This window comes from Gilliamella sp. ESL0250 (assembly GCF_013345045.1).
GTDB lineage: Bacteria > Pseudomonadota > Gammaproteobacteria > Enterobacterales > Orbaceae > Gilliamella > Gilliamella apicola_H.
The window spans coordinates 51609-65317 of sequence record NZ_JAAEDV010000007.1; the positions used below are offsets into that span (position 1 = coordinate 51609).

11 protein-coding genes and 1 pseudogene are annotated in these 13709 nt (G+C 35.9%); 10 read left to right on the top strand and 2 right to left on the bottom strand.

Annotated elements, in window-relative coordinates:
• The first annotated feature begins 181 nt into the window (after nucleotides 1-181).
• The 6 genes and pseudogenes from galE (at nucleotide 182) to relA (ending at nucleotide 6386) form a co-directional block, all read left to right on the top strand.
• On the top strand, nucleotides 182-1198 hold the full coding sequence (galE, locus tag GYY69_RS07050) for a UDP-glucose 4-epimerase GalE (protein WP_174797031.1): 1017 nt from the start codon (nucleotides 182-184) through the stop codon (nucleotides 1196-1198).
• Nucleotides 1199-1245: 47 nt separating this feature from the next.
• Nucleotides 1246-1353: pseudogene (locus GYY69_RS13100) on the top strand (galactose-1-phosphate uridylyltransferase); the annotation flags it as partial.
• A 400-nt stretch (nucleotides 1354-1753) separates the two neighbouring features.
• Nucleotides 1754-2068 (top strand): aldose epimerase family protein, encoded by a 315-nt coding sequence (locus tag GYY69_RS07055; RefSeq protein WP_174797093.1) that lies wholly within the window; start codon nucleotides 1754-1756, stop codon nucleotides 2066-2068.
• 219 nt (nucleotides 2069-2287) lie between these two features.
• Nucleotides 2288-2776, top strand: a complete 489-nt coding sequence (coaD, locus tag GYY69_RS07060; protein WP_174797032.1) for a pantetheine-phosphate adenylyltransferase — start codon at nucleotides 2288-2290, stop codon at nucleotides 2774-2776.
• 10 nt (nucleotides 2777-2786) lie between these two features.
• Nucleotides 2787-4124, top strand: coding sequence for a 23S rRNA (uracil(1939)-C(5))-methyltransferase RlmD (gene rlmD, locus GYY69_RS07065; RefSeq protein ID WP_174797033.1), 1338 nt, complete (start codon nucleotides 2787-2789; stop codon nucleotides 4122-4124).
• 3 nt (nucleotides 4125-4127) lie between these two features.
• The gene (gene relA, locus GYY69_RS07070) at nucleotides 4128-6386 is read left to right on the top strand and encodes a GTP diphosphokinase (protein ID WP_174797034.1); all 2259 of its coding nucleotides are present in this window, start codon (nucleotides 4128-4130) and stop codon (nucleotides 6384-6386) included.
• Between the two features lie 51 nt (nucleotides 6387-6437).
• Here the strand turns inward: relA and folA are convergent, their stop codons facing one another.
• On the bottom strand, nucleotides 6438-6938 hold the full coding sequence (gene folA, locus GYY69_RS07075) for a type 3 dihydrofolate reductase (RefSeq protein ID WP_174797035.1): 501 nt from the start codon (nucleotides 6936-6938) through the stop codon (nucleotides 6438-6440).
• A gap of 10 nt (nucleotides 6939-6948) precedes the next feature.
• Complete coding sequence (locus GYY69_RS07080; protein WP_174797036.1) at nucleotides 6949-8013, bottom strand: MJ1255/VC2487 family glycosyltransferase; 1065 nt, start codon at nucleotides 8011-8013, stop codon at nucleotides 6949-6951.
• A 281-nt stretch (nucleotides 8014-8294) separates the two neighbouring features.
• Here GYY69_RS07080 and GYY69_RS07085 point away from each other — a divergent pair, with 281 nt between their 5' ends.
• From GYY69_RS07085 to secA, 4 genes are all read left to right on the top strand, one after another.
• Entirely contained in the window at nucleotides 8295-8621 is a 327-nt protein-coding gene (locus tag GYY69_RS07085; RefSeq protein WP_174797037.1) for a hypothetical protein, read from the top strand.
• A 130-nt stretch (nucleotides 8622-8751) separates the two neighbouring features.
• Entirely contained in the window at nucleotides 8752-10293 is a 1542-nt protein-coding gene (locus GYY69_RS07090) for a multicopper oxidase family protein (protein ID WP_202984968.1), read from the top strand.
• 184 nt (nucleotides 10294-10477) lie between these two features.
• On the top strand, nucleotides 10478-10783 hold the full coding sequence (locus GYY69_RS07095; protein ID WP_174797038.1) for a hypothetical protein: 306 nt from the start codon (nucleotides 10478-10480) through the stop codon (nucleotides 10781-10783).
• Nucleotides 10784-10863: 80 nt separating this feature from the next.
• The gene (gene secA / locus GYY69_RS07100; protein ID WP_174797039.1) at nucleotides 10864-13596 is read left to right on the top strand and encodes a preprotein translocase subunit SecA; all 2733 of its coding nucleotides are present in this window, start codon (nucleotides 10864-10866) and stop codon (nucleotides 13594-13596) included.
• Nucleotides 13597-13709: the final 113 nt, after the last annotated feature.

Below are 13709 nucleotides of genomic sequence, written 5' to 3' on the forward strand. Positions count from 1 at the left end.
AATAGACCTCGAAGAAGCGCATCTAGATCCTTGGTTGTATCACGTTTATTTTTATTTTTAATTCCACCTTTATATTATCAAGGCATGAGCAATGTGAGCTGTGGAAATATATAAGAACAGTGAAGAATCTGGAGATTAACGGAAAATCACTATAATTATTACATTAGATGAAGGTTTTATTATGAAAATATTAGTCACTGGCGGCTGCGGGTATATAGGAAGTCATACCTGTGTCCAACTCACTCAATCGGGCTACACACCCATTATTATTGATAACTTGTTCAACAGTAAAGTATCAGTATTAGATAGGATACAAAAAATCACGGGTCAATCTGTCAATTTTTATCAAGGCGATGTGTGCGATGAAAAATTATTAACTAAAATTTTTGCAGAACATGATATTAAAGCTGTGATTCATTTTGCAGGATTAAAAGCAGTCGGTGAATCGGTACATAAACCACTTGAATATTATGAAAACAACGTTTACGGCAGTATAGTACTTATGAAAGCAATGCGTGCTGCTGGTGTTAAACAGTTAGTGTTTAGCTCATCAGCCACTGTCTATGGCGAACTCGCTCCTGTACCTTATGTTGAAACCTTACCACAAGGTTTACCAACTAGCCCATATGGCAAAAGTAAATTAATGGTAGAGCAATGTATCATGGATTTAGCCGTTGCTGAACCAGATTGGTCACTGACTTTACTACGCTATTTTAACCCTGTTGGTGCACATCCAAGCGGATTAATGGGCGAAGATCCACTCGGCATTCCTAATAATCTTATGCCTTATATTACCCAAGTTGCTGTAGGTAAGCGGGAATCATTAGCAGTTTTTGGCAATGATTATCCAACAACAGATGGCACTTGTGTTCGTGATTTTATTCATGTCGTTGATTTGGCTGATGGGCATATTGCTGCTCTCAAAGCGGATCATAACAAAACAGGCGTACATATTTATAATTTAGGTTCAGGTGTGGGTTACAGCGTATTACAAGTTATCAAAGCGTTTGAAAAAGCGTCAGGGAAACCACTTAATTGGCATTTTGCACCAAGGCGAACTGGTGATTTACCCGCATTTTGGGCCGATGCTAATAAAGCTGAAAAAATCCTGGGTTGGAAAACCAAACTTACACTTGATGACATGGTAAAAGACTCATGGAATTGGCAATCTAATAACCCTCAAGGTTACCCTGATTAACAAAATAAGTAAAACGTGCAAAATTAAAAGAAGAGGCAAAAAAGGATATTTTTAATCCTGTTGTTCATCCTCTTCGTTGTCACAGCCCATTGATCAATCAATGGGTGCTTGTTTTTCCACGTATGGCAAAACGTCTATGGCAAGGACAACAAGAAATATCATCCGCTAATTATAATGTATTATTTGTTTTTACTAATAATTTTTCAGCATTAATGAAAAAACTACGCCTAAAAATGACGATCCATTATTCCAGCTACAAATCGCAAAAGAGACTAGTCGAATGATCTGTTTTTCACTTAATCACAGTAAAACATTATCTGAATTTGTTTTGTCGGCTATTATGGCTAATTGCTTTTTACCCAATGAGATTGCGCGCAACGCTCTAAATATATGAAATTATTTTGAAAAATATCAGTTTATTACATTCCGTTCCGTCACAGTAGAAAATCACTATCATTTACCCGCCTATGCCAATAGTAATCTAGTTAGTGTCACTATATTCAATATGATTTGCGGTAGCCAAAGCTTGTATCTGAGAAACGTCAAGAACGGCAAATAACTGGTGGTTATGATCATGCTTATTTATTAGATAAAACAAAAGCTATCGCTGCCGAGCTCATTTCGTCGGATAATAAAGTAATGATGAATGTGATTACAACCAAACCTTCGTTACAAGTTTATACTGGCAATTTTTTGCAGCATACACCAAATCGACACAATGGGGAATATGGCAACTTTGCTGGCATCGCATTAGAGGCACAATTTTTACCTGACAGCCCTCACCATCCTTACTGGCCACAACCAAGCTGCTTATTACAGCCAGATCAAACTTATCATTATCAAACAACTTATCAATTGATCATTTTATAAATGATTAAATAACTGTAAAAAACACAATAAAAAGCCAAATAAAATTAATTAATCTATCTGAATAATTTTATTAAATTCTTTATTACTAAAGGCGCTACCAAGTAATATTGCGCCATTAATTGTATTAATGCAATTAATAGGATTTTGTCAGCTTAAGCTAACAATCCATAACAAAATTAGGTATCATATAACCATCATCGCTAATGGATAATATGAAATATGAAAAGCAAAACCTTAACGGCTATTTTCCCAGGCACTTTCGATCCCATAACTAATGGTCACATCGATCTTATTACTCGAGCGTCATTACTCTTTCCTCGCTTAATTATTGCTATTGCAGAAAATCCAAGTAAAAATACGCTATTTTCATTAGAAGAACGCGTTAATTTAGCTTCAACCGCTGTTGAACACCTACTTAATGTGGAAGTGATTGGCTTTGATAATTTAATGGCTAATTTTGCTCAAACCCATAATGCAACAGTGATCGTACGTGGTGTTCGTACAACACACGATTTTGAATACGAAAGGCAACTTGCTGAAATGAATCGTGCGTTAAAATCTGATTTAGACACTATCTTTTTGATGCCATCTATTGCAATGGGATTTATTTCATCAACAATTGTAAAAGATGTCGCCTACCATGGTGGTGATATTACAAATTTAGTACCACTGCATGTCAAAACAGCATTATTAAAGCGCTTAGCATAAATAAACGTCCATGGTTAATTTTTATACTCCACAGAAGAAAAAGCTCACACCACAAAAATTGACAGTCACAGTCTCATCCTTAGATGCTTTTGGGCAAGGCGTTGCCAATCATAAGGGTAAAACAATTTTTGTTAAATCTGCCTTGCCAGATGAAACCGTTGATATTGAACTGACTGAAAATAAAAAAAATTACGCTAAAGCTAAAGTCATTCGATATCATAATCAGAGCAAAGATCGCGTTAAACCACAATGTGAATATTATCAACAATGTGGCGGTTGTGAATTACAACATATTGCACCAAATTTGCAACAACAAGCAAAGTATGATGCGTTAATTAATCTGTTACAAAAAGAAACAGGGCAACCTTTAACAAATATTGTTCAACATTCACCTCAAATTATTGCCGATCAACCTTACCACTATCGTCGACGGGCAAGGCTTTCGATTAATCTTGTTAAAGGTAAATTAGTTATTGGATTTCGCCAAGCTGAATCAAATCAAATAATCAATATCAAACATTGTCCAGTATTAGTTGATGAATTAGATTCGTTGCTAACGCCATTACAAAGCATGCTCAATTGCATAAAACAGAAAAAAGCACTTGGTCATATTGAATTAATTTCGGTCGATAGCGGTATTATTATTGTGTTAAGGCACACCATGCCCCTTGTTGATCATGATATTAACTTATTAAAGCAATTCGCCGAAAATAATAATATTTCGCTTTATTTTCACGGCAAAGATTTAGTACATATTGCTGGTAATACCGAACATTTTTATTTGATTAATCATTTAAAATTAACATTCAGCCCGCTCGATTTTATTCAAGTAAATTGTAAAATTAATCAAAAAATGATCGAGCAAGCACTTGATTGGCTAACGTTACAACCCTCTGACCAAGTCTTAGATCTGTTTTGTGGTATGGGTAATTTTTCATTACCTATAGCAACATTAAGTAAAACGCTAACGGGCATTGAAGGTGTTGATGCCCTAGTTGAAAAAGCAAAATTTAACACTATATTAAATAGCACTGAGATTTGTGCGGAAACCAATTTTTTAACCAGTAACTTAGACGATATCCAACAATTTTCGGTATGGAGTCAATCACAATATAATAAAGTATTATTAGATCCAGCAAGAGCTGGTGCGTTTAATGCGACAAGAGAAATTGCAAAATTAGCTCCGTCAAAAATCGTTTATATATCGTGTAATCCTGCGACGCTAGCACGAGATAGCAAACAACTTTTAGATGCAGGATATCAAATTGATCAAGTTGCTATTTTAGATATGTTTCCGCAAACTAAACACATTGAATCAATGCTGTTGCTAATAAAATCAGGAACATAAATTATGGTATCGATTAGAGGTGCACACCAACATAGTGAAGAACATTATTCGCTGACTCAATTTGATGTTGAGCAATGGATAAAACAAGAGTTGTTATTAACTAATCCAACGTCTTATAAAAAGTTTAGAGAGGTTTGGGATTTTTGTTTTGAAAACAGCGCCGGTGCACCAGAGCAAACCTTTTGTTTCGAAAATGCAATAGAAATGGTCGAGATCTTATCGACACTTAATATGGACATCAATAGTTTATGTGCCGCTTTATTACTGCCTTTTGTTGATAATAAAATTATTCGTCGAGAAGATATTCCAGAAGATTTTGATCGTGAAATTTCTCATATTATTTCCAACATTGTCAGAATGAAGGAAATTCGCCAACTACGAGCAATTCGTAACGGCAATGCGACAACCGAACAAATTGATAGTATTCGCCGTATGCTACTAGCGATGGTCAATGACTTTCGAAGTGTAGTGATTAAATTAGCAGAACGTATTACCTATTTACGCAATTTAATTAATGCCCCCCAAGAAGAACAAGTGCTTGCCGCTAAAGAGTGTTTTAACATTTATGCCCCTTTAGCCAACCGCTTAGGCATAGGTCAATTAAAATGGGAGTTAGAAGATTTCTGCTTCCGCTATTTATATCCAGATGAATATCGTTTGATTGCTAAAAAATTGCAAGAAAAGCGATTAGATCGTGAATTGTATATCAAACAATTGGTTCATCATTTACAAGCACTGATGAATCAAGATCATATCCGTGCTGAGGTTTATGGTCGCCCTAAGCATATTTATAGTATATGGCGAAAAATGGAGCGTAAGCATCTCGAATTCGAAGATCTATATGACATCCGTGCCGTACGGATTATCTGCGATCGTATTGAGGATTGTTATAATGCATTAGGCATCGTCCATAGCCATTACAAACATATCGCTAAAGAATTTGATGATTATGTCGCTAATCCAAAACCAAATGGTTATCAATCAATCCATACTGTCGTTTATGGACCACAAGATAAAATAATCGAAATTCAAATCCGTACTGAACAAATGCACAATGATGCTGAACTAGGCATTGCCGCTCATTGGAAGTATAAAGAAGGCAGTACCGACAAAATGACCGCTTATGATCAGCGAATTTCTTGGTTGCGTAAATTATTAACATGGCAACAAGAGATGTCTGAAAGCGGTGAAATTCAAGAAACCGTTCGCAGTCAAATTTTTGATGATCGCGTTTATGTTTTTACACCGAAAGGCGATGTTGTTGACTTGCCAGCTGGCTCAACTCCACTTGATTTTGCTTATCATATACACAGTGATGTTGGGCATCGTTGCATTGGTGCTAAAGTTGGTGGTCGAATTGTACCATTTACCTACCATTTAAAAATGGGTGATCAAGTTGAAGTCATTACCCAAAAACAACCTAATCCAAGCCGTGACTGGCTAAATCCAAATACTGGATTTGTAAATAGTAGTCGAGCAAGAGCTAAAATTCAAGCTTGGTTTAAAAAACAAGATCGGCATAAAAATATCGTAGCGGGTCAGCAAATTTTAGAGCAAGAGCTTGAACCTTTAAATATTAGTTTAAAAAATGTTGAAAAGATTTTAATCAATAAATATAACGCTCATTCCTTTGACGAGGTACTAGCTGGTATTGGGAGTGGTGATGTTAGGATTAATCAATTAGTCAATTTTATCAATGCTCAATTTAACAAACCAACGGCTGAAGAAGAAGATGAAGCTGCCTTAAAACAGATTGCCCAAAAATCGAACGCTCAAACCAAAAATACTAATAAGACCGGTAATAAAAAAGGCAGTGAAATTATTATTGAAGGTGTGGGTAATTTAATGTACACCATTGCAAATTGCTGCCGCCCAATTCCTGGCGATCCCATTGCGGGATTTGTTACTCAAGGGCGGGGTATCTCGATTCATCGAGCTGATTGTGAACAATTGCAAGAACTAAAAAATCATGCTCCCGAACGTATTACTCATGCTGTTTGGAACAATAATACCTACTCAAGCTATACCATGGTGGTACAAATTGTTGCTAACGATCGCAGTGGTTTATTGCGAGATATTACTACAATTTTGGCTAATGAAAAGGTTAATGTTCTTGGTCTAATTAGTCGCTCGGATATGAAGCAGCAATTAGCGACTATCGATGTTGATATGGAAATTTTTGATCAGGATTCGTTAAATCGAGTACTCAATAAAATAAAACAACTACCTGATGTTATTGAAGCCAAACGTTTTCAAGGCTAATTGACATGTTAAATTGCCACTTTTTATTTAGTGGCAATAGGTTAAGACTTATTATTTTTTTTCTAAAATTTCAAACTGATATGGATAGCCATTTTTATCATCGGCTTGATGTGGTTCTTGATAAATAACTTGCCATTGCTCAGGCGAATAATCAGGAAAATAAGTATCGCCCTGTAGTTTTGCCTTTATATGTGTTAAATAAAGTCGATTCACTAAAGGTAACGTCTGCTTATAAATATTACCACCACCAATAATAAACGCTTCATCAACATGCTGTGTTTGAGCTAACAATATCGCGGCATCAATTGATGGTACCCAACTTACATTTGGAACCATGTTAGATTCTATGATTGCTTGCCTTGAAATAATAATATTATGACGCCCTGGTAACGGACGACCAATAGACTCAAATGTCTTTCGCCCCATAATAACAGGTTTATTAAGTGTATTTTTTTTAAACCATGCCAAATCTGCGGGTAAATGCCAAGGCATTTGATTATTTAAGCCAATTACATGATTATCCGCCATGGCTACAATAATACTTAATATCATATTCGCTCCTTTACACATACCCTAAAGATTTTATTCGCTGATTCACATTTTCAGGAAAGATAGTTTGGCTCCAAAGCCGTTCACTTAAAGAAAGTAATGACTCTTTTTGCCCTGAAACAATCCAATTAGCCAGTGCTGTAGCCACATCAGGGTAGATTATTGGTTTTGGCGAAGGTAAATTAAGCCAGTATTTGAGTTTGATACAGTTTAAATTTTCCATAACTGTTGCCATATCAAGAGAACGCAAACATTGAGCATTATAAATTTGTTCAAATTGACCTGATACAGGTTTAGTTAGAATCTTTTTACCAAGGGTCAATGCTTCAGAAATCAATGCAAATCCTGTATTTGAAATAATTCCAGAGCAACGAACTAAAGCTTGAGTAAAATTATCACGCCCAAGCGGTTGAAAATTAATATTACTTTGTTGTGATGTTTGTTTTATATCTGGATGAAAACAGATAAATTGGTGCTCTTTAAACTGCTTTAACAATACCGTAATTTCATCTAATGCTTCAAATGGCAAATAGACGATGATGTTTCCATCCTCGGTTGGCGCAGTTTCAAATGTGTCAATCATAGGGGGGATTAGCTTATGCCCAAAATGAAACCAATGTAGGCCAATTGGTTTAGTGACGGGAGCGTAATATTTCATAATCACATTTGCGACTAATCCATATTCTTTAGGTTTAAGATATTGGCAAACTGCTTGATTGCTTATACCTAAACATTCACGATGTTGATGATGTGCAGCCCAAGCACTTACTGGCTCAAAATCGCTAATTATGCAATCATATTTTGATAAATCAAGCTCACGGACATCTTTAATGAGCCTGAAAGCTCGAATACGTTGCACAGTTTTGCGAAAATTAATTTTACCATTAAGGGTGGCAAACGTGACACCACGATAGGTTTTATAATCGCCAAAAGCTTGCATGTCGAAATAGTCTTTAGGATCGCGGCCACTGAAAATATAATCAACATTCGCACCTGCCTTTTTCAGTGCGTTAGCTAATGTTCTACAGCGACTGACATGGCCATTTCCTGTTCCTTGAACACCAAAGAGAATTTTCATATCTTTATGATTCGTCAATTTAAGTTATACAAATATAATAGCAGAACAGCTTATTATTATGTAAATTATTTTGTATGATTAAATGCAACATGATATTCATGATTAGTTGTCATAATTCAACATTGGTTAACGTTATTACTCATTAGTCTAAATGAAGCAACAGTGCTTCATTTAGTTACGATAAAATAGTCTCACTTAAAGTGTATAAATTTTGTATAACTTTGCTTCTTTTTTCAGTACAATAGCCTAAGTAATTGTTAGATGAATAGTGAGATTTGCATATGTCATTAAGAATCATCAATAAACAAAATTACCTTATTGTTGCATTAGCAATTATTTTCTTTTTATTTGCTGATTCTGCAAGATATTTGACAATCACAATTGGCTCATTAGTTACTGTTAATGATATTTCACACCACATAATTGCTAAGTTAGGCATGAATGAGCATAATGATTGCCATTCTTTATTACAAAAATCATCTCATGATTCAGCTTGTACCACTTTTAATCTTCAGTTTTTACCACATTGTGAACTATACCTTACATTTAACTTTGCTCAAAAATATAAAAAGTTTATTCCTGAATTAAAACTACTAAGAATTGTTTAATTAATTTGTATTTTCAATAAAAAATTAGTCGAAATATTTATCTTTGCAGTAAAAATTTTTTGTTATTCGTTTTTATCACTAATCACTAGATAGTGATTGATTATTATAGAAAAATGATTATAGGAATATTATGAAACGTCGAAATTTTTTGTTCAATATTACAGCGGCTTTAAGTGGGGTAGCAGTTACAAAAGCCTTTGCCAAAATGGATAATTCAACTATGTCAGGTATGGCTTGTGAAGCCAACTCTGATCAGTGTAAAACAGGTGAAATGGGAGACATGAATATGAAGATGAATATGGGTAACAAAGTTTCACAAAAATTATTACCGACCTCAGCTTTGCCACAAGGTCTAAATTTACCAGAATTAACTCATTTAGAAAATACCAGTAATAAACAAGGTATTTTTGAAGCAATCTTAGAGGCTAAACCCGTTAACTTAAAGTTAACACAAGATATTACAACAGAATTTTGGGCATATAATGGTCATATCCCCGGTCCAATGATTGAAGCTTTTGAGGGGGATAACGTTAAAATTACTGTTAAAAATAACTTACCTCAAGCGACAACCGTACATTGGCATGGTTTGCTGATCCCATCTAATCAAGATGGTAATCCACAAGATCAAATTCCTGCTGGAAGTAGCCGAACTTATGAGTTTACTATACCAGAAGGGAATGCTGGTACCTATTGGTATCATCCACACAGCCATGAAACAGTAGCAGAACAAGTTGCGCGAGGATTAGCTGGCATATTTATTGTACGCAGCAAAAACGATCCGCTCGCATTCTTGCCTGAACAACACTGGTTTTTTTCAGATTTAAAATTGACTGATAAAGGCGAAATTGCGGATAATTCAATGGTTGATTGGATGAATGGCCGCGAGGGACAATTTGTGTTAATTAATGGTGGTTATCGTCCCAAAATCACCATAAATACGGCAACAAGGGTACGAGTTTGGAATGCGTGCTCTGGTCGTTATCTTAATTTATCTATTCCTGGCTGTGATGTTTATTTGGTTGGTACGGATGGTGGATTAATGCCAGCTCCTGTTTTACTCAATAAACCACTGCTATTGTCGCCAGCTGAACGTGCAGAACTTGTCATTTTGCCAAAGCAATCTGGTACAGTGTATTTACAATCTATCGGTTACGATCGCGGAAAAATGGGCAATGTACCACCAGAACAAGATATCATACTGGGAGAATTGGTATTGACACAGTCAAAATCAATGACTATCCCGTCAACCTTACGTTCATTGCCAAAACTAGGGCAGGCAACGACCTATAAATCTATTGAATATACCGAAGTCATGGACATGAAAGAGCCGCGTGGTGGTGTGTTATTTTTAATTAATGGTAAACGCCATGATATGCAAAGGATCGATTTGAAAAGCAAAATTCATGAGGTTGAAGAGTGGACAATTTTCAATAACTCTCATATGGATCACAATTTTCATATACATGGCGCACAGTTTATTGTTGTTTCACACGAATTGAATGGTGAAAAAAATCCACCTGAATATGTCGCCTTAAAAGACACTATTAATTTACGTCCACATGAAAAGATCACCATAAAAATTCAACAAAATATGGCCGGATTACGTATGTATCATTGTCATATTGTTGAACATGAAACACTCGGTATGATGGGGCAATTAATGGTGGAATAACCTATCTAATATGATTCCCGTTATGGTTTAATTATCATTGAATTAATAGCGGGAATTTGTATTATACAAATTCCTTATGACACAATATCTATAAAAAATAATAATTGTTTTTCATTTTTGCTAAAAATGCTAATATATCATCATTATGACAATGATATATTATTGGCAAAAATTCAGCAAATGCTTGATTATTAGAACCGCGTTATCTCACTTATTGTTAGGTGTAATGGCTGCTGGGTTCGGTTTATATCAACATGAAGCGCTTCCTTCGGAAGCTCCTGTTTCGCAAATTGGGATCATTGCAATTGCATCTATTGTACAAGATCACCAAGAAGTAGAGCGAAAAAAATCACAAACGCTATCACATTTACAAAAACGATATATCGCAGCGCTTTTTGTTATACCTAATAGTATTGAACTTTCACCAAGTAAAGTTATTCGACTATCCCCTTATAACGGCATACGAGCTGGACCTAAAGCTACCGTTTAATGAGCTTATCACTCAAATAAAACTAATTTTTATATAAGGTTAATTCCTTAAATCCGCATTGAAAAAATAAGAGAAAAGTTATGTTATTAAAATTATTAACAAAAGTATTTGGTAGTCGCAATGATCGCGTTTTAAAAACCATGCGTAACCGAGTTGAAAAAATTAATGCACTTGAACCAGCCATGGAAGCATTGTCAGATGAAGAATTAAAAGCTAAAACCACAGAATTTAAACAAAAGGTTGCTGCAGGTATCCAATTAGATGATATTTTGGAAGAGGCTTTCGCGGTGGTGCGCGAAGCAAGTAAGCGTGTATTTGGTATGCGTCATTTTGATGTGCAGTTAATCGGTGGTATGGTATTAAATGAACGTTGCATTGCCGAAATGCGCACAGGTGAAGGAAAAACCTTAACGGCAACATTACCTGCTTATTTAAATGCACTAACAGGTAAAGGTGTGCACGTTGTTACGGTTAATGATTACTTAGCACAGCGTGATGCAGAAAATAATCGTCCATTATTCGAATTTTTAGGATTAACTGTTGGTATTAATTTACCTAATATGCCACCACAAATAAAACGTGAAGCCTACAATGCTGATATCACTTATGGTACTAACAATGAATATGGTTTTGATTATCTACGCGATAATATGGTATTTAGCAAAGATGCTCGAGTACAACGTCCATTACATTACGCCTTAGTCGATGAAGTCGACTCAATTTTAATTGATGAAGCAAGAACCCCACTGATTATTTCAGGTCAGGCCGAAGATAGTTCTGAAAGATATATTAGTATTGATAAAATCATTCCTTATTTGACTCGTCAGGAAAAAGAAGACTCTGAACAGTTTCAAGGAGATGGAGATTTTTCCATTGATGAAAAATCACGTCAAGTTAATTTAACCGAGCGTGGATTAGTTAAAGTTGAAGAACTATTGATTAAACAAGGCATCATGAAAGGTGATGAATCGCTTTATGCGCCAAGTAATATTGTTCTAATGCATCACGTTAATGCAGCCCTACGTGCTCATCACTTATTTCATCGCGACGTTGACTATATTGTTAAAGATAACGAAATAGTTATCGTGGATGAACATACTGGTCGAACCATGGATGGTCGTCGTTGGTCTGATGGTTTACACCAAGCGGTTGAAGCAAAAGAGCATGTTAAAATCCAAAATGAGAATCAGACACTAGCTTCAATTACGTTCCAAAACTATTTCCGTTTATACGAAAAATTAGCGGGGATGACAGGTACTGCTGACACTGAAGCATTTGAATTTAATCAAATTTATGGGTTGGATACGATTGTTATTCCAACAAATCGTCCAATGCAACGAAAAGATCAATCTGACCTTGTCTATATGACTGAAAAGGAAAAGATTAACGCGATTGTTACTGATGTACAAGAATGTGTAAAACGCGGCCAACCCGTTTTAGTTGGGACAGCATCAATCGAAAAATCAGAATTAGTTTCACAAGCATTTAAAAAAGCCGGCATTAAACACAATGTGTTAAATGCTAAATTCCATGCTCAAGAAGCTGAAATCATTGCTAATGCTGGGAGTAAAGGTGCCGTTACCATTGCAACTAACATGGCGGGGCGTGGTACCGATATTATGCTTGGTGGAAATTGGCAAAGTGATATAGCTAAAATTGAAAATCCAACGCAAGACGATATCGAAAAAGCGAAACAAGTTTGGCAAACAAAACACGAAGAAGTGATTGCATTAGGTGGGCTTTATATTTTAGGTACAGAGCGTCATGAATCGCGTCGTATCGACAACCAGTTACGTGGTCGTGCTGGTCGTCAAGGTGACCCGGGTGCTTCACGTTTTTACCTATCACTTGAAGATCCATTGATGCGAATCTTCGCCTCTGAACGTGTCGGTAACATGATGCGTAAACTGGGCATGAAAGAAGGCGAAGCCATTGAACACCCATGGGTAACTAAAGCCATTGCCAATGCACAAAAGAAAGTTGAAAGTCGCAACTTTGATATTCGTAAACAACTTCTTGAATATGATGATGTTGCTAACGAACAACGTAAAGTAATTTATCGTGAACGAAACAGTTTACTTGATAATGCCGACATAAAAGACACCATTGATTCGATCCGAGGTGATGTATTTAATACACTCATTGACCAATACATACCACCACAATCAATTGAAGAAATGTGGAATATCCCTGGACTTGAAGCCGCGCTAAAAACAGACTTTGATTTGGATTTACCCATCGCCAAATGGTTAGATGAAGAGCAGAACCTACATGAAGAAACATTGCGCGAACGTATCTTACAAATGGCACAAGAAAGATATTTAGAAAAGGAAAATACCGCTGGTGCTGAAGCATTTAGGCACTTTGAAAAAAGTGTCATGCTACAAACACTTGATACGCTTTGGAAAGAACACTTAGCTGCTATGGATTATTTACGTCAAGGTATTCATTTACGTGGTTACGCACAAAAAGATCCAAAACAAGAATATAAACGCGAGTCCTTTAATATGTTTGCTGGCATGTTAGAATCGTTAAAATATGATGTTATTGGTCTTTTAAGTCGTGTGCAAATTCGCTCACAAGAAGAAGTTGATGAAGCAGAACGTCAACGTCTTGCTGAAATGGAAAAACTAATGGCTAAACAACAAGCTAGTCATGAATCTGTGACCGCCATCAATGGCGAGGGTGAAGATCAGACAGTCGGGGCCACAACACAACCAATGGTGCGAACTCAAGCTAAAGTTGGACGTAATGATCCGTGCCCTTGTGGTTCAGGTAAAAAATATAAACATTGTCATGGTGCTGTTCAGTAAGGTAAAAATTTAGTATCATCACACAAAGTTGATGATTAAAACGTCGATTAGGATCGGCAATAAATTGAAATAGGGGGAGTTGCTGCTTTCCCTAATTTTACTCATAGGCAAAT

Bases quoted from the DNA above. Each gene is read 5' to 3' on its own strand.
- GYY69_RS07085 (WP_174797037.1), top strand. From the start codon at position 8,295: ATGTCATTAAGAATCATCAATAAACAAAATTACCTTATTGTTGCATTA.
- galE (WP_174797031.1), top strand. From the start codon at position 182: ATGAAAATATTAGTCACTGGCGGCTGCGGGTATATAGGAAGTCATACC.
- GYY69_RS07080 (WP_174797036.1), bottom strand. From the start codon at position 8,013: ATGAAAATTCTCTTTGGTGTTCAAGGAACAGGAAATGGCCATGTCAGT.
- rlmD (WP_174797033.1), top strand. From the start codon at position 2,787: ATGGTTAATTTTTATACTCCACAGAAGAAAAAGCTCACACCACAAAAA.
- secA (WP_174797039.1), top strand. From the start codon at position 10,864: ATGTTATTAAAATTATTAACAAAAGTATTTGGTAGTCGCAATGATCGC.
- relA (WP_174797034.1), top strand. From the start codon at position 4,128: ATGGTATCGATTAGAGGTGCACACCAACATAGTGAAGAACATTATTCG.
- coaD (WP_174797032.1), top strand. From the start codon at position 2,288: ATGAAAAGCAAAACCTTAACGGCTATTTTCCCAGGCACTTTCGATCCC.
- GYY69_RS07090 (WP_202984968.1), top strand. From the start codon at position 8,752: ATGAAACGTCGAAATTTTTTGTTCAATATTACAGCGGCTTTAAGTGGG.
- folA (WP_174797035.1), bottom strand. From the start codon at position 6,938: ATGATATTAAGTATTATTGTAGCCATGGCGGATAATCATGTAATTGGC.